Origin of the sequence: Streptomyces muensis, assembly GCF_021474425.1 — a bacterium.
Taxonomy (GTDB): domain Bacteria; phylum Actinomycetota; class Actinomycetes; order Streptomycetales; family Streptomycetaceae; genus Streptomyces; species Streptomyces muensis.
This window is the reverse complement of the sequence record NZ_JAKEIP010000009.1, coordinates 90,715-106,810: the sequence shown is the minus strand read 5'-3', so window position 1 is coordinate 106,810 and position 16,096 is coordinate 90,715. Positions and strand designations below refer to the sequence as shown.

Here is a 16,096-nt window from a genome sequence, read left to right as displayed (position 1 = left end):
GGTGATGACAGGGACGTACGTCCCGATGCTCCGCTACTACCGTCAGCCGCTGTGGCTCGCTCCGCTGGCCCCGTCCCAGCCCTCCTACGGCTATCCGCAGGCGCAGCAGCCCTCACCGCTGCAACAGGCGCCCGCGGCGTACATCCCGCAGCAGGCGGCCGCGCCGCGCGGCTATCCGGGCCCGCAGGCGCAGCAGCCTCGCCCGGTGGCGCCCGGCGGCATGGGCTACGAGGCGATGCGCCCCGCGGCTCCCCGCCCTGCCGCGGCTCCTTACCAGGACCCGTACAACAACCAGCAGTACCGCGGCTACTGACGCGTTCCCCGGGCTGTCGGTGCCACCTGGCACGATGGGCCCATGGGGCACGCACAGCTGCAGTCGATACATGTTCATCCGGTCAAGGCGTTCCGGGGCACCGCGCCCCGGGAGGCCGTCGTGGAGCCCTGGGGGCTGGCCGGAGACCGACGCTGGGCGCTGATCGACGACGGGGGAAAGGTCGTTACACAGCGCCAGCAGCCGCGCCTCGCGCTGGCCGCCGCCGAGCTGCTGCCCGGCGGCGGCGTCCGGCTGTCCGCGCCCGGCATGGACCCGCTGACCGTGCCCGTGCCGACCACGCCCGCCGCCGTGCCGATGCAGATCTTCCGCGACAAGGTCGAAGCCGTTCTCGCCGAGGACGACGCCGCGCACGCCTGGTGCACCACCTTCCTAGGCACCGGCACGCGCCTCGTGCACATGGACTCCCCCGGCACCCGCCGCCCCGTCGACCCGCAGTACGCGCTGCCGGGCGAGACGGTCAGCTTCGCCGACGGCTTCCCGCTGCTGGTCACCACCACGGCCTCCCTCGACGCGCTCAACTCCCTCATCGCTCACGGTGATCACGCCGACGAGGGCCCGCTGCCCATGAACTGCTTCCGCCCGAACGTCGTCGTCTCGGGCACCGCCGCCTGGGCCGAGGACGACTGGTCGCGCATCGCCATCGGCGAGGTCGCCTTCCGTGTCCCCAAGAAGTGCGGGCGCTGCGTGGTGACCACGACCGACCAGGCCACCGCCGAGCGCGGCCGGGAGCCCCTGCACACCCTGGGCCGGCACCGCCGCCTGGACGGCAAGCTGGTCTTCGGCCAGAACATGGTGCCGCTCTCCCGCGGCACGATCCGGGTCGGCGACCCGGTCACCATCCTCGGCTGAGAATTCACCCCTGCGGGCGGCGGCGTGCGGGAACCGGGGCCGGTGGCCCGCGCGTTGGGCCTTTCGTGAGAAGTTCATGAGAGACCCGATGGCGGTGATTTCGCTCTCTCTTCACCGGACTCGCGCGTGAGCAGCTCTGTCCGGGGTTATCACGGAGCGGGAAGGGGGTGGGCCGGACGATGCGGGCGATCAGCGGACTCTGGCGCTGGCGGGACAATCCGCTGCGCCGTGCGACCGATCTGGCCGAGGCCTGGCTCGCCCTCGCGGCCCTGCTGCTGATCCTGGTCGTCGTGCCCGTCGCCGGCTTACTGGTCGGCGGCCTCGCCCAGGACGCCTTGCGGGAGTCGGTGCGTGAACAGCGCGCGTCCCGGCACATGGTGACGGCGAGCGTGGTCCGCGAACTGGACGGCTCCCCGCTGGACGCCGACCCCGAGGCCGCCACCGGGCGGACCCAGCGGACCCGCGTCATGGCCGACTGGACCGCACCGGACGGCACCGCGCACCAGGGTTCGGTCATGACGAGCCTCGACGCCCCGAAGCCCGGCGACCGGTTCAGGATATGGACGGACGAACAGGGCCGTACCGTGGCCCGGCCGCTGGACTCCGCGACCGCCGCGACGCATGCCGTGCTCGCCGGGTTCGGGGCGGCGCTGCTGGCCGCCGGTCTGATCGAGGGCGGCAGACGGCTGATCGTCTGGCGCATGGTCCTTCGCCGGTACGCCCGTTGGGACCAGGCATGGGACAAGGCGGGTCCGGACTGGGGCAGGACCGGTACCGGCAGCTGACGGCCTTACGGCTCTGGTCAACCCACCGCCCGCGCGCACGCTACGGTGGACCGGCCGAACTCTTCGGCTAAACCCGCGTACTACGAGGTGGGGGCACATCAACGCCATGGCACAGGGCACGGTCCAGGTGACGCACACCGGCACATCGCGGTGGCGGCGCCGCACGGGTGAGTACGCGTCGCTCGCCGCCGCCCTCGAGGCCGCGGCCGACGGTGACGTCCTCACCGTCGCGCCCGGCACCTACCGGGAGAACCTCGTCGTCCAGCGGGCGGTGACCCTGCGCGGCCCGGAGGGCTCTCCCGGCTCGGTGCGGATCGCGCCGCTGGACGGTGTGCCGCTGACCGTGCGCGCCTCGGCCGTGGTGCAGGACCTGCATGTGGAGGGCCAGGACGCGGCGGCGCCCGCGCTGCTCGTGGAGGAGGGCGCCCCGGAGCTGTCGGACGTACGGATCGTCACGCGGTCGGCGGCCGGGATCGAGGTGCGGGGCGGCGCCCGGCCGACCGTGCGGCGCTGCACCGTGGACAATCCCGCGGGCATCGGCATCGCCGTACTCGACGGCGGGGGCGGGGTGTTCGAGGAGTGCGAGGTCGTCGCGGCCGGTCAGGCGGGGATCGCCGTGCGCGGGGGCGCGCACCCCCGCCTGGAGCGCTGCCGCGTCCATCACGCCTCGGGTTCGGGGTTGACGGCGACGGGGGAGAACTCCGCGTTGGAAGCGGTCGGTTGCGAGGTCTACGAGGTCCGGGGCTCCGGCGTGCAGATCACCGGGCGGGCCACCGCCCATCTCACCGACTGCGATGTGCACCGCACCACCGCCGACGGGGTCACGCTCGACACGGACGCCGTACTGACCCTGGCCGACTGCCGTATCCACGACATCCCGGAGAACGCGGTCGACCTGCGTTCCCGCTCGGTGCTGACGCTGACCCGCACGACGGTGCGTCAGTTCGGACGCAACGGCCTTTCGGTGTGGGATCCGGGCACGCGCGTGGACGCCAACCAGTGCGAGATCTTCGACAGCACGGGCGACTATCCGGCGGTGTGGGTCAGCGACGGCGCGACCGCCGTACTGGACTCCTGCCGGGTGCACGACGTGCCGGACGCCCTGTTCGTCCTCGACCGCGGTTCACGCGCGGACGTCGTCGACAGCGACCTGTCGCAGGTGCGCAACACGGCCGTGTCGGTGAGCGACGGTGCCACCGCCCAGCTCGACGACTGCCGGATCCGGGACGCCGCGACGGGCGCCTGGTTCCGGGACCACGGCAGCGGCGGCACCCTCAACAACTGCACGCTGGACGGCAACCAGACCGGCGTGATCGTCACCAAGGGCGCCGACCCCACCATCGAGCGGTGCACGGTCGACTCCCCCGCGGAGGCCGGGTTCTATGTCTCGGCGGGCGGCCGCGGCACCTTCCTGAACTGCCGGGTGCGGGGCAGCGCCGGGTACGGCTTCCATGTGATCGACGGCTGCCGTACGACGCTGAGGAAGTGCCGTACGGAGCGGTGCGCGCGCGGTGGGTACGAGTTCGCGGACGGCGGCCCGGACGCGGCCACCGGGGTGGGCCCCGACGTGGAGGACTGCACCAGCGACGAGAGCGCGGGCCTCAGGCCGCCGCCCCCGGCGCCGGAACCCGTCGTGCAGACGGCACACCAGTCCCCCGGGCTCCTCGGCGCGATCCCCGGTCAGCGCAGCACCGAGCAGGAGCCGCTGATCGCCGCCGCGGAGCCCGGGCAGCCGGCGCGGACCTCCAAGGCCGTCCTCGGTGAACTGGACGCGCTGGTGGGCCTGGAGAGCGTCAAGCGCGAGGTGCGCGCCCTCACCGACATGATCGAGGTGGGCCGGCGCCGCCAGCAGGCGGGCCTGAAGGCGGCGTCGGTCAAGCGCCACCTGGTCTTCACCGGCTCCCCCGGCACCGGCAAGACGACGGTCGCCCGGCTCTACGGCGAGATCCTCGCCTCCCTCGGTGTGCTGGAGAAGGGGCACCTGGTCGAGGTGTCCCGGGTCGACCTGGTCGGCGAGCACATCGGCTCCACCGCGATCCGCACACAGGAGGCCTTCGACAAGGCGCGCGGCGGTGTGCTGTTCATCGACGAGGCGTACGCGCTGTCGCCGGAGGACTCGGGCCGGGACTTCGGCAAGGAGGCCATCGACACACTGGTGAAGCTGATGGAGGACCACCGGGACGCGGTCGTGGTGATCGTGGCGGGTTACACGGCCGAGATGGAGCGCTTCCTTTCGGTCAACCCCGGTGTGGCGTCCCGTTTCTCGCGGACCATCACCTTCAGCGACTACGGCCCCGAGGAGCTGCTGCGGATCGTGGAGCAGCAGGCCGAGGAGCACGAGTACCGGCTCGGTCCGGGTCTGGCCGAGGCCCTCCAGAAGTACTTCACGGCGATTCCCAAGGGCCCGGCTTTCGGCAACGGCCGCACCGCACGTCAGACCTTCGAGGCGATGGTGGAGCGGCACGCGGGCCGGGTCGCCCAGCTCGACGAGCCGACCACGGACGACCTGACGCTGCTGTACGAGGAGGACCTGCCGGAGCTGCCCTGAGGCGGCCCGGCAGGCCCGGGATCAGCTCCGCGCGTCGGACTCCGGCCGCTGTGCCGGCACCTCGGGCCGCAGCCGTTTCAGCAGCCGCTGCCGCTCCTGCGCGAACGCCGGGTCCGCCTGGTAGTCGCCGTGCCCCAGGATGGGGGCGGGCAGGGGATGGGCGGAGGTACGGCCGTAGGCCAGCGGGTCCTTGAGTGCCTCGCGGTCCACCGTGGGGGTGTGGCTGCCGGGCAGCCGGATCGGGCCGCCGATGGGGTCGGTGACGCGGTACAGGTTGCGCCAGCAGTCGACCTCGGCGTGCAGGGAGGCGAGGGCGGCCGGGCCGAAGTGGGCCGGGAACCAGCGGCCGTAGAGGCGCTCCAGGGGTGAGCCGTAGGTGAGGAGCGCGACGCGCTTGCGGTCGGCGGGGGTCAGCTGCCAGGCCGCCGCCGCGGCGAGGACGCTGCCCTGGGAGTGACCAGAGATGACGAGCCGCCGGTCGTCCTCGGCGCGGGTCCAGGTCGCCATGCGCCAGGTCAGGTCGGGCACGGCGCGCTCGGCGTAGCAGGGCGGGGCGAAGGGGTGGGCGGCGCGGGGCCAGAAGGTGCCGACGTCCCAGAGGATGCCGATGGTGCGCCGGGCGGAGGCGTCCTTGTAGGCGCGTCTGCCCCAGGTGACGAAGAGTATGAAGCCGAAGCCGATCAGCCAGGAGCCCAGCGCCTGCGCGGTCTCGGCGGCGCCGTGCACGAAGGCGTACGTTCCGTCGGCGGCCCGGCTCGGCGTCTCGTCGGTCAGGGCGCCGACGAGCGCTCCGGCGCCCAGCAGCAGGGTCGCGGTGGAGGTGACGGCGACGAAGAGGGGCGCTCGGTCGGTGAGCGTCGCCATCGCGCGTGTGCTCGCGATACGGCGGGTGCGGGCGCTGTCCCGGGGTTCGCCGGCGTAGTCGAGCTCCACCGTGCCCAGCTCGGTGCGGCGCAGCAGCCAGGCCCGCCATGCCAGCCAGCCGCAGAGCGCCAGCAGCAGCACCAGCAGCGGGGGGATCACCGACGCCTGCCAGGTCAGCAGGACCGGCGGGCCTGCGATGGAGCGGCCCGTGCCGTCCAGCCAGTCGGCGACCCGCTGGGCGACCCCGCCGGACATCACCCCGCCGAGGGCGCAGGCCAGCATCACCACGGCCGGTCCGCCCAGGCCCCGCATGGCGGCGCGCGAGTCGGGCCGGGTGCGGTGCAGGACGTGGGCGACGCCGGCCAGGACGATGACGAGCAGGCCCTGGAAGAAGGCGATGGCCCCGAAGGTGGGGTCGCCGGGGAGGCGGCCGGTCGACTCCCAGCCCGGGCGGTCCCACCCGGCGTAGACCAGGGCGAGCGCCAGCAGGCCGAGGGCGGCGAGCGGCAGACGTCGGACGAGGTGCTCGTCGAGTTCCTGGTCGAGGCGGTTCTCGCTGCGGCCCCGGCGGCAGACCACCCACACGACGACGACGGCGCAGACGACGAGTGCCGCGTCCAGGAGCCGGCCCAGCGTGTCGAGGAGCGCGGGGCCACCGGGCCCGCGGTCGAAGCGCGCCGCCGCCGAGCCGACCGCCGCGGCCACCGTCAGCAGGCCGGCCGCGGTGTGCGCGGCGCGCAGCCGGGCGACCAGGCGACGGCCGTACCAGAAGCCGGGGCGGCCCAGGGAGGTGCGGCCGGACTCCTCGTCGGGCTCGGCGTCGCGGGACATCGGCTGCTGGGACTCGTAGGCGCTCCAGGTGCGGCGGGAGAGGTACCAGAGCAGGCCGGTGAGCGCGGCGGGCACCACGGCCGCGAGGGCGAGCCTGCGGCCGGGGTGGCTCCACCAGCCGCCGTCCGAGACCATGGGCGAGAGGAAGCCCAGCCAGCTGTTCCGCTCGGCGCACGCGGGTGTGCCCGCGCACTGCCAGGCTGCGAGGTCCAGGGCGACCTCGCATGCGGCGGCGACCAGCAGCACGGTCAGGGTCAGACCGGCGAGCCGCACGAGCAGGCCGTACAGACGTACGGTCCGTGCACGGTCATGGGTGGTGGGGCGCATCCAGTGGGCGAGGTTGACCACCATGAACGGCAGTAACAGCAGCCACAGGGCGCGGGCGCTGTTTCCCGAGGTGAGGTTGCACCAGACGTAGGCCTCGGGCACCGGTCTGCCCCGGTAGTCTTCCGGGCGGTCCTCGGCGTCGATGTCGTCGGACCGCCGGAACACGGCGGCGGTGTCGTCGCCGGTGATCCGCACGGTCCGCGGATCGTCGAGCATCTCCTGTGGTGTGGTGCCGCCGACGCCGTGGACCAGGAGTTCCAGGGCAATTCCGGCATGTTCATGTCTCTGCGCACGTTCCACTGTTCCGCACTTCCCCCGTGACGAGCCGTTGGCTTCTGTCCGTGCGGGCACAAGGATCTCCGCGAATGGGGTCCTGTACACCTCTCGACACGGAATCTCCCCGATCCGTGTGAAGAACAGGGGAACGGGAGTTGTGCTCGTGACATGCGCGCGTCGGTACGGCCAGTGGCGCGAGGGGTACCGACCCGTGCGAGTATGGGACCTCCCGTGCGCCGGGAGGGGTGAGAATGTCCTCATCAGAGCAGGTGCGCGGACGTGGCGGACAGCTTGAGGCGAAAGGACCGGAGCGTACGTGAGTGAGAATCAGAACCTCCTCGCGGAGCAGCGGCGCGCCCTGATCCTTGACGAGGTTCGGCGCCGGGGCGGGGTACGCGTCAATGAGCTGACCCGCAAGCTCGGCGTGTCGGACATGACGGTGCGGCGCGATCTCGACGCGCTCGCCCGGCAGGGCGTGCTGGAGAAGGTGCACGGCGGGGCGGTCCCGGTGGTCGAGGCCAGCACGCACGAGCCGGGCTTCGAGGCCAAGTCGGGTCTGGAGCTGACGGCCAAGGAGGACATCGCACGGGCGGCGGCCGAGCTGGTCGCGCCGGGCAGCGCGATTGCGCTGTCGGGCGGTACGACGACGTACGCGCTGGCCCACCAGCTGGTCGAGGTGCCCGACCTCACGGTGGTCACGAACTCGGTGCGGGTGGCCGACGTCTTCCACGCGGCGCAGCGCACGTCCGGACCCCGGCAGGGCGCGGCCACGGTCGTGCTGACCGGCGGGGTGCGTACGCCGTCCGACTCGCTGGTGGGTCCGGTGGCCGACCAGGCCATCGCGGCGCTCCACTTCGACGTGCTGTTCCTCGGTGTGCACGGCATATCGGTGGAGGCGGGCCTGTCCACGCCGAACCTCGCGGAGGCCGAGACGAACCGGCGTCTGGTGCAGTCGGCGCGGCGGGTCGTGGTGGTAGCCGACCACACCAAGTGGGGTGTGGTGGGGCTGAGTTCGTTCGCGGCGCTGGAGCAGGTCGACACCCTGGTGACGGATGCCGGTCTCGACAGCGAGGCGCGTTCGGAGATCTCGGAGCAGCTGCGCCGGCTGGTGGTGGCGGGCGAGCCCGATGAGGGTGCAGACATCTGACGGGGCGCCAGCTATGGTGACGCTGCCCGGTGCGGCGTCGGCATAGGGGGTTTCGTCCATGGCTCACCTGCTGCGTGAGGTGCGGCTCGACTTCGTCGGGACCGCGCCCGTACGGCATGTCTTCGCGCGGGAGGTCTCCGCTCCCCCGGAGGCGGTCTATCGCGCGCTGGCCGAGGACGTTCCGGGCTGGACGCAGTGGTTCTCGGCGGTGACGCTGGCCCGCCCGTCGGACGACGGAGCCCGGCGCGAGATCCGGCTCAAGGGCGGTACGCGCTTCGAGGAGACGATCCTCGCAGCGAAGAGCCCCGAGGTGTACGCCTACCGCGTCGATGTCACCAACGCGCCGGGAGCGCGGGCCATGGTCGAAGAGTGGCGGCTCGCCCCGGCCGGGACGGGCACGCGGGTGCAGTGGACGTTCGCGGTGGACGGCACCGCGCCCTTCCGGTTCGCCTTCCGTGTCGCCCGGCCCGGTCTGGGCCGGGCGTTCCGGGACGCGGTGACCGCGCTGGACCGGCGCCTGACGGCCGCGGCACGCTAGGACGGCCCTCCGGCGGACGTCGTCCGGAGACCGATGCCGTCGAGGATGCTTCTCAGGACGTGGTCACTGTCGGCCGTATCGGTGGTGGGGGCGTGTTCCGTGATGCCCATGCCGGCGATGGTGAAGCGTTGAGTGAGCGCGTGCAGGGCGGTGCGCAGCTCGTCGGGGTGCAGGCCCCCGGGTTCGGGGCAGGACAGGCCGGTGAAGTGCGCGGGGTCCAGTACGTCCAGGTCCAGGTGGACGTAGACGTGTGTGGCTCCCGTGGCCGCCACCGCGGCGAGCAGTCGGTCCTGCTGCCGGAGGGCCTGAACGGACAGGGCTCGGATTCCTTCGGAGTCGATGAAGTCCCGCTCCGCGGGATCGAGGGCGCGGACGCCCGCGAGGACGATCCGGCGGGTGGACAGGCGTTCCTCCGGCTCGGGCACCAGCGGTGACGGTCCCTGGCCGATCAGGGTGCGCAGCACCATTCCGTGGAAGCCCCCGGAGGGGGACGTTTCGGGGGTGTTGAGGTCGGCGTGGGCGTCGAACCAGACGACGGCCAGGCTGTCGCCGTGGCGGGCGACGGCGCGGGCGACGGGCGCGAGCTCGATGCCGCAGTCGCCACCCACCGCGAGGAGGGTTGCGCCGTCGCCGGTCCGGCGCAGCGCGGTCCTGGTTGCTTCCAGAGAGCGGGTCAGCGCATCGAGGTGGCCTACGCCGTCGTGGTCCTGTCCGGGGCGGGGGTCGATGTCGACGACGGTGCGTGACGCCGTGGGGAGCAGCGCGCCGAGCCGGTGGGCGCCCTCGGCCAGCCGTCGGGGATGGCGGGCGGCGGACCCCTGCCACTGGGGGATCACGAGCACCGTGGGGGATGCGTTGTCGCGGTCGCGGCCGGTCATGTCGTGTAGTCGGCGTTGACGCGGACGTAGCCGGCGGACAGGTCGCAGCCGTAGGCCGTCGCTTCGGCCGCCCCGAGGCCGAGTGTGATGACGATGTCGACCTCGTCCCTCCGCATGAGGGCCACGAGCCGGTCGAGGGTGTCGGCTTCGGGTTCCTCGGGATAGACCTCGATGTCGCCGAAGCTGACGGTGACCTTGCCGGGCACGATGGCGGTGTCGTCGGTGTTCTTGCCGATGGCCATCAGCACCCGGCCCCAGTTGGGGTCGGCGCCATGGACGGCGGTCTTGACCAGCGGGGAGTTCACCACGCTCTTGGCGATGCGTTTGGCCTGTGCGTGGTCGCCGGCCCCGCCGACCGTGACGCGCAGGAGTTTGGTGGCGCCTTCGCCGTCACTGGCCAGTTGCCGGGTGAGGTCCAGGCAGAGGTCGGCGAGGGCCTCGGCGAACCGAGCGGGATCGACCGGTCCCGCGGCGCCGTTGGCGATGACCGCCACGGTGTCGGAGGTGGAGGTGTCGGTGTCGACGCTGAGGCAGTTGAAGGTGCGATCCACCGCCGTACGCAGGGCGCTGTCCAGGTCGGCCGGGGCCATCTCGGCGTCCGTGAACACGTAGGCCAGCATCGTGGCCATGTTGGGCTCCAGCATGCCGACGCCCTTGGCCACGCCCACGATGCGGGCCTGTCCGACGGTCCGTGCGGCGGTCTTCGGGCGGGTGTCGGTGGTCATCATCGCGCGGGCCACGTCGAGCGGTGCGGCCTCGAAGGCGGCGAGGCCGTGCTCGGCGGTCTCGTCGAGGTGGGCGCGGATGGTGTCCATCGGCAGGGGGCGTCCGATGACGCCCGTGGAGCCGATCAGCACCTCGTCCTGCGGGATGCCCACGATCCCGGCGACGCGGCGGACGACCTCGGCGGCGTTCTCCTCGCCCCGGCGTCCGGTGGCGACGTTCGCGTTGTTCGCCAGCGTCGTCACGGCGCGCAGCTTCCGCCCCTCGGCGTGCGCCCGGCTGAGGACCACGGCCGGGCCCGCGAAGAGGCTCCGGGTGAACATCGCGGCGCTGACGGTCGGCCGGTCCGACGTGACCACGGAGATGTCGTCGCCGTGCTCACGCAGTCCGCCGTGCCCGGTATAGGCCCGGAAGCCGGTCGGCCACGCCAAGGTGTCCGAGTCCTGGGTCGATGAATGATCATGCAGCATGAAGCATATGTTTGCATGACGAGTGCGGGCTGTCCACGCACTTTCAAATGGGTTCCGGAGAAACGGCGTTCAGGCGGGCGGCCGATCCGTACGGGGCCGGTCACTCGGGCCAGACGCCCGTCTCCAGCAGGTGCCCGATGGCCGTCGAGTACGGCGCGATGTCCAGGCCCTGTTCGGCCAGCCAGGCATCCGAGTAGTACTTGTCCAGATACCGGTCCCCCGGGTCGCACAGCAGCGTCACCACACTGCCCCGCCGCCCCTGGGCCACCATCTCGGCGACGATCTTCAGCGCACTCCACAGCCCGGTGCCGGTGGAGCCGCCCGCCTTGCGGCCGATGGCCTGCTCCAGGGCCCGTACGGCGGCGACGCTCGCCGCGTCCGGCACCTTCATCATCCGGTCGATGGCGCCCGGCACGAAGCTCGGCTCCATACGCGGCCTGCCGATGCCCTCGATGCGCGAACCGCAGTCACAGGTGACGTCCGGATCGCCGGTGGTCCAGCCCTCGAAGAAGCACGAGTTCTCCGGATCGGCGACGCAGATGCGGGTGTCGTACTGCATGTAGTGGACGTACCGGGCGATGGTCGCGGAGGTGCCGCCCGTGCCGGCCGTGGCGACGATCCACGCGGGCTCCGGGAACCGCTCCAACTCCAGCTGGCGGAAGACGGATTCGGCGATGTTGTTGTTGCCGCGCCAGTCCGTGGCCCGTTCGGCGTAGGTGAACTGGTCCATGTAGTGGCCGCCGGTCTCCACCGCGAGACGGGCCGACTCCTCGTACATCTTCCGTGAGTCGTCCACGAAGTGGCACCGCCCGCCGTGGAACTCGATCAGACGGATCTTCTCCGCGCTCGTCGTGCGCGGCATGACCGCGATGAAGGGCACGCCGATCAGCTTCGCGAAGTACGCCTCGGAGACGGCCGTGGAACCGCTGGACGCCTCGATCACCGGACGGTCCGGCCGGATCCAGCCATTGCACAGGCCGTACAGGAAGAGCGAGCGGGCGAGTCGGTGCTTCAGGCTGCCGGTCGGGTGGGTCGACTCGTCCTTCAGATACAGGTCGATACCCCAGTGCTCCGGCAGCGGGAAGCGCAGCAGATGGGTGTCGGCCGAACGGTTGGCGTCCGCCTGGACCTTGCGCACGGCCTCTTTCAGCCAGGCGCGATAGGTGGCGTCGCTGTGGTCGACGTCGAGGGTCACGCCGGACGGGGTCTGCTGGACGGTGCTCACGGCGCTGCTCCTCATGCTGTGCGGCGGCGCGACTCACGCGGCCGTCACTTCGAGCATAAACATCTTTCGCACGCTTCTCACCTGCATAAACACACCTTTGAGAGCCTCAAAGGCACCACTGGAGCGACGGCCTCACGGGGGGGGTGCTGGGGGCGCATTCGCGCGAGTGCTCCGAACGCCCCGCTCAGCGACGGCATGCGCACTGGTGCCCGACGCGGGACGCGGGCAGACTGCACCGGACGGGACGCGATCCCGAACGGGGTGCACACTGGATCACGACCGGAGCCGGCACCCGCACAGGACGAGCCGGCACACCGACGCGCACAAGGGGGCGGGGCATGGCGGAGCCGGAGTTCAGGGCCACTGGCGTGCGGATCGGGAAGCGGCTGCGCTCGCTGACCCGAGCCGGGCAGGTGCGCATCAGCGACGGCAGGGTGCAGCTCCTCACCAGCTACGGCAGCGAGATCGACAGCGCGCCCGTACAGGCCGTCCGTGCCTCCAAGCCCTGGTTCTCGGACGACCGGGCACTGGCGGACCTCAACGGCAAGCGCTACTCCCTCACCCTCGGCGACCACGACCCCGCCCCGGGAGAGCCGGGGCCTCCCGCCGCGCGCCGGTTCATAGAGGCCGTACGGAAGGCCGCGGGACGTAAGGGCTGAGTCACCGCAAGTTGCGGTACCGCACCCCCTGCGTCACGCTGGTCTCACGTCACTCTGGGTTTACCGGCGATAACGCTGCGAACCAGCCCGCCGGCCACGACAGCAGGCGGCCGTTTTCTTCAAGCACCCTGCTGGATCCGTACTCCGTGTTCTTCCGGACCTCTTCAGTCGGGGAGTCGCAGCCGTGATCAGTTACCCAAGCAGGCACTGCGCGGTGGAGCTCCAAGCCCTGCCGTCGCGGATCGGCCAAGTCCGCAGAATCGTCTCTGCGCAGTTGCGCTACTGGCATCTGGATCCCTTGATAGACCGCGCCGCGCTCGGTGTGACCGAGCTGCTGACCAACGTCCACCAGCACGCCCAGCCGGACAAGATGTGCACCGTCGAGATCGAGCTGCTGCTCGACCGCCTCATGGTCTCGGTGCGCGACCACGACCCGCGGTTGCCGGTCGTGGCGGACGTCAAGGCCGCCGACGCCGGGGACACCGACACGCTCGCCACCTGCGGGCGCGGGCTGGCGATGGTGGCCGCCGTCAGCGAGAGCTGGGGTGCGCGACCGGACGGCGAGTCCGGCAAGGTCGTGTGGTTCGCGCTGCCGACGCCTGTTCCGGCACGGGGCTCGAGGGCGCGGGCGCCGCAGCGGGCGGCGGTTCGGGCTGCGCAGCAGCCGGGGGCGCGGGCGGTGACCGTGGATGTGGACGTGGAGGAGGCCGCGCGGCGGTTCGCGGAGGTCGGAGCGCGGGTTGATCTGCGCCGGGCCGAGCATGCTCCCGCCCGGTCGGCCGTTGTCGGTTGACCGGGCGGTGAGAGGTTGGGCTGGTGGTGAGGGGGTTTATTGACGCGCCCTCACCCTTTTGATTGTTCGGTCGCCTGCGGGGCGCCACATGCCGGTGTCGAGAGGGCGATCGTGCTCGACCCTTCGGGCCTCCGCGCGTTCGCCCTCTCGACACCGGCGCGCCCCTACGGCTCCCTCACGGCCGGCGCGTTGGCAACAGCTGGGTTGGTGGGCCGTTGCCGTGGGTCATGCGGGCCGCTTGGGCTGGAGGGGTGATGCGGGCCGCTCGGGCTGGGGTGTGTCATGGGTTACTCGGTAGCTATGGCTCGCAGTACGTCCAGGCGGGCCGCCCTGCGCGCTGGGCGTAGGCCTGCCAGGGCTCCGGCTGTTACGCCTACCAGGGCTACCACCAGGAGTTGCAGGGGTGGCAGCGCGAAGGCGAAGGCGCTGTCGCTGGCGCCGTCCGAGGACTTGACCAGCACCCAGCCCAGGAAGGAGCCGAGGGCGAGGCCGCCGACCGTGCCGAAGGCTGCTACGAGGACCGACTCCCAGCGGACCATCGCGCGCAGTTGGGGGCGGGTCTGGCCCACGGCCCGTAGGAGGCCCAGTTCGCGGGTGCGTTCGTGGACGGCGAGGGTGAGGGTGTTGGCGATGCCGAGGAGGGCGATGAGCACCGCGAGGGCCAGCAGCGCGTAGACGAGGGTGAGCATCATGTCGATGCCGCCGGCGGAGGACTGCGCGTACTCGTCCCGGGTCTGGACCTCCGGGTTGCCGTACTGGGCGGCCACCTTTTCCACCGCCGCCTTGCCCGTGTCCGTGTTCACGCCGTCCTTGAAGGAGACGGCGAGGAGAGTGTCGGCGTCCTGGGTGCGGTGCGGGGCCCAGGCGTCTCGGGTGATGACGTAGTCGCCGGCGAGTTCGGACTGGCCGTAGAGCGCGCGGACCGTGAAGGTGTCGGTACGGCCGTCGGTGAAGGTGAGGCGGGCCTTGTCGCCGGTCGTCAGGTGTTGCTTGTCAGCCTCCTTCTGGGTGATGGCGATGCCGTGGGTGCCGAGGTCGGCGAGGGAGCCGTGGACGGTGCCGAGGTCGAAGGTGCGTTCCAGGGCCACCGGGTCCGTGACCGTCAGCGCCCTTCCCTTGCCGTCCACTTCGGCGACTCCACGGCCGAGGCCGACGGCCGTGTCCACCTCGGGCAACCGCTGGACCGCGTCGGCGAGGCGGGGGCTCAGGCCGCTGCCGCCGGCGCCGAACGACGGGGTGCTGACGGCCACGTCGCCCGCGAAGGACCTGGACACCGTCTGGTCCATCGTCGCCTTCAGCGAGGCTCCGAAGACCGTGAAGAGGGAGACGACGGCCACGCCGATCATCAGGGCGCTGGCGGTGGCGGCCGTGCGCTTCGGGCTGCGCAGGGCGTTGCGCCGGGCCAGGCCCCCGGTGACACCGCGCAGTCGGTCCAGGGGGCCGCCGAGGATCCGTACGGCCGTCGTGGAGGCGACCGGGCCGAGGACCACGAAGGCGGCCAGGGCGAGGGTGGCTCCGGTGCCCGCCAGCCAGAGGGACGGGATCAGCAGGACGCCGCTGAGCGTCACGCCGATCGCCAGGGCGATCAGACCGACGCCGGTGACGGCTCGGGCCCGGGAGGCGCCGGAGGTGTCGACGGCCGTCTCGCGCAGCGCGGCCAGGGGCGCTGTGCGGCCGGCTCGGCGGGCGGGGAGCAGGGCGGAACCGAGGCAGACCACGACGCCGACCGCGAGCGGCAGGGTCATGGAGAGCGTCTTCAGCACCAGGTCGCCCTCGGGGAAGGGGAATCCGATCGCCGGGAACAGGGCCTGGAGGCCGGCCGCGATGCCGATGCCGCCCGCCAGACCGGCCACCGACGCGGTGACGGCGACGGCGGTCGCCTCGACGAGGGTCGACGCGGTGACCTGCCGGCGGGAGGCGCCGAGGGCACGCAACAGGGCGTTCTCTCGGGTGCGTTGGGCCACGACGATCGCGAAGGTGTTGTGGATGGAGAAGGTCGCCACCAGGAGGGCCACGCCGGAGAAGACCAGGAGGAAGGTGGTGAAGAGGGTCAGGAACTGGCTGGAGATCATGTCGGTGTTCTCGGCGGCCGACTCCTGGCCGGTGATGGCCTCGACGCCGCCCGGCAGCACGGTCGTCAGTTCGTCGACGAGTTCCTGCTGGCTGGTGCCGGGAGCGGCCCGCACCTGGATGCTCGCGGCCTCTCCCGGCCGGGCCGTGAGGTACTTCTCGGCATCGGCCTGGGTCATGCCGGTGAAGGTCACCTGGGCCATGCCGTCCTCGCCGCCGAAGGTCGCGAGGCCGACGATGGTCACCCTGACCGGGTCGGGTGTGCGCAGGGTCGTGGTGTCACCGATCCTCAGGTCGCCGCGTTCGGCGGTCCCCCGGTTGACGACGACCTCGCCGGACTTCTCCGGGGCGCGGCCCTCGGCCAGGCGGTACGGGTTGAGCTTCGGGTCGGTGATCCAGTTGCCGGCGAGAGTGGGCGGGCCCTGGCCTCCCACGGGGTCGCCGTTCTTGCCGACGAGTTGGCCGGCGCCCTGGATGTTGGGCGCGGCGGCCGCGACGCCGGGGGCCCGTTCGATCGTGGACACCAGGTCCGTGTCGACCGGTTCGCGTACGCCCTCGCTCTCGCCGGGCGTGGTGATGGCGTCGGCGCTGCGGACGACGGCGTCCGTGCCGCTGGTGGCGTTGCCGAACATGGTGTCGAAGCCGGCGCGCAGGGTGTCGCCCATGACGAGGGTGCCGGCGAGGAAGGCCACGCCGAGGAAGACGGCGAGGAAGGTGCCGGCGAAGCGGCGCTTGTGTGCGCGTAGGGAGGACACGCTCAGGCGGACGGAGGCGTTCAT

Annotated in this window: 12 protein-coding genes and 1 pseudogene; 8 read left to right on the top strand and 5 right to left on the bottom strand. The window is 72.0% G+C overall.

What is annotated here, in order from left to right; all coding sequences use genetic code 11:
* From L0P92_RS04745 to L0P92_RS04730, 4 genes and pseudogenes are all read left to right on the top strand, one after another.
* Nucleotides 1–313: pseudogene (locus L0P92_RS04745) on the top strand (DUF6643 family protein); the annotation flags it as partial.
* 42 nt (nt 314–355) lie between these two features.
* Nucleotides 356–1,183, top strand: coding sequence for an MOSC domain-containing protein (locus L0P92_RS04740; RefSeq protein WP_234761218.1), 828 nt, complete (start codon nt 356–358; stop codon nt 1,181–1,183).
* A 179-nt stretch (nt 1,184–1,362) separates the two neighbouring features.
* Nucleotides 1,363–1,968 carry an Rv1733c family protein gene (locus tag L0P92_RS04735; protein WP_234761217.1) on the top strand — a complete coding sequence of 202 codons (606 nt, stop codon included), beginning with the start codon at nt 1,363–1,365 and terminating at the stop codon, nt 1,966–1,968.
* A 106-nt stretch (nt 1,969–2,074) separates the two neighbouring features.
* Nucleotides 2,075–4,516, top strand: coding sequence for a right-handed parallel beta-helix repeat-containing protein (locus tag L0P92_RS04730; RefSeq protein ID WP_234761216.1), 2,442 nt, complete (start codon nt 2,075–2,077; stop codon nt 4,514–4,516).
* A gap of 21 nt (nt 4,517–4,537) precedes the next feature.
* On the opposite strand, the gene L0P92_RS04725 is transcribed toward L0P92_RS04730, so the two are convergent.
* Nucleotides 4,538–6,838 (bottom strand): alpha/beta hydrolase family protein, encoded by a 2,301-nt coding sequence (locus tag L0P92_RS04725; RefSeq protein ID WP_234761215.1) that lies wholly within the window; start codon nt 6,836–6,838, stop codon nt 4,538–4,540.
* A gap of 292 nt (nt 6,839–7,130) precedes the next feature.
* Here L0P92_RS04725 and L0P92_RS04720 point away from each other — a divergent pair, with 292 nt between their 5' ends.
* The gene (locus L0P92_RS04720; protein WP_234761214.1) at nt 7,131–7,961 is read left to right on the top strand and encodes a DeoR/GlpR family DNA-binding transcription regulator; all 831 of its coding nucleotides are present in this window, start codon (nt 7,131–7,133) and stop codon (nt 7,959–7,961) included.
* Between the two features lie 58 nt (nt 7,962–8,019).
* Entirely contained in the window at nt 8,020–8,499 is a 480-nt protein-coding gene (locus L0P92_RS04715) for an SRPBCC family protein (protein WP_234761213.1), read from the top strand.
* Here L0P92_RS04715 and L0P92_RS04710 read toward each other — a convergent pair.
* The 3 genes from L0P92_RS04710 to cds1 form a co-directional block, all read right to left on the bottom strand.
* The gene (locus L0P92_RS04710) at nt 8,496–9,377 is read right to left on the bottom strand and encodes an arginase family protein (protein ID WP_234761212.1); all 882 of its coding nucleotides are present in this window, start codon (nt 9,375–9,377) and stop codon (nt 8,496–8,498) included. The genes L0P92_RS04715 and L0P92_RS04710 overlap by 4 nt on opposite strands.
* Nucleotides 9,374–10,570: a bifunctional glutamate N-acetyltransferase/amino-acid acetyltransferase ArgJ gene (gene argJ / locus L0P92_RS04705; RefSeq protein WP_234761211.1), complete on the bottom strand. Its 1,197-nt coding sequence runs from the start codon at nt 10,568–10,570 to the stop codon at nt 9,374–9,376. The genes L0P92_RS04710 and argJ overlap by 4 nt, the downstream gene beginning before the upstream one ends.
* Before the next feature lie 100 nt (nt 10,571–10,670).
* Nucleotides 10,671–11,795 carry an L-cysteine desulfhydrase Cds1 gene (gene cds1 / locus L0P92_RS04700; RefSeq protein ID WP_234761210.1) on the bottom strand — a complete coding sequence of 375 codons (1,125 nt, stop codon included), beginning with the start codon at nt 11,793–11,795 and terminating at the stop codon, nt 10,671–10,673.
* A gap of 338 nt (nt 11,796–12,133) precedes the next feature.
* Here cds1 and L0P92_RS04695 point away from each other — a divergent pair, with 338 nt between their 5' ends.
* Entirely contained in the window at nt 12,134–12,454 is a 321-nt protein-coding gene (locus L0P92_RS04695) for a hypothetical protein (protein ID WP_062717296.1), read from the top strand.
* 184 nt (nt 12,455–12,638) lie between these two features.
* Entirely contained in the window at nt 12,639–13,247 is a 609-nt protein-coding gene (locus L0P92_RS04690; RefSeq protein ID WP_234761209.1) for an ATP-binding protein, read from the top strand.
* Between the two features lie 287 nt (nt 13,248–13,534).
* Here L0P92_RS04690 and L0P92_RS04685 read toward each other — a convergent pair whose 3' ends face one another.
* Nucleotides 13,535–16,096 carry an ABC transporter permease gene (locus tag L0P92_RS04685; RefSeq protein WP_234761222.1) on the bottom strand — a complete coding sequence of 854 codons (2,562 nt, stop codon included), beginning with the start codon at nt 16,094–16,096 and terminating at the stop codon, nt 13,535–13,537.

Coding starts and splice junctions, on each gene's coding strand:
- L0P92_RS04740 (WP_234761218.1), top strand. CDS start 356: ATGGGGCACGCACAGCTGCAGTCGATACATGTTCATCCGGTCAAGGCG.
- L0P92_RS04735 (WP_234761217.1), top strand. CDS start 1,363: ATGCGGGCGATCAGCGGACTCTGGCGCTGGCGGGACAATCCGCTGCGC.
- L0P92_RS04730 (WP_234761216.1), top strand. CDS start 2,075: ATGGCACAGGGCACGGTCCAGGTGACGCACACCGGCACATCGCGGTGG.
- L0P92_RS04715 (WP_234761213.1), top strand. CDS start 8,020: ATGGCTCACCTGCTGCGTGAGGTGCGGCTCGACTTCGTCGGGACCGCG.
- L0P92_RS04710 (WP_234761212.1), bottom strand. CDS start 9,377: ATGACCGGCCGCGACCGCGACAACGCATCCCCCACGGTGCTCGTGATC.
- argJ (WP_234761211.1), bottom strand. CDS start 10,570: ATGCTGCATGATCATTCATCGACCCAGGACTCGGACACCTTGGCGTGG.
- L0P92_RS04695 (WP_062717296.1), top strand. CDS start 12,134: ATGGCGGAGCCGGAGTTCAGGGCCACTGGCGTGCGGATCGGGAAGCGG.
- L0P92_RS04685 (WP_234761222.1), bottom strand. CDS start 16,096: ATGAACGCCTCCGTCCGCCTGAGCGTGTCCTCCCTACGCGCACACAAG.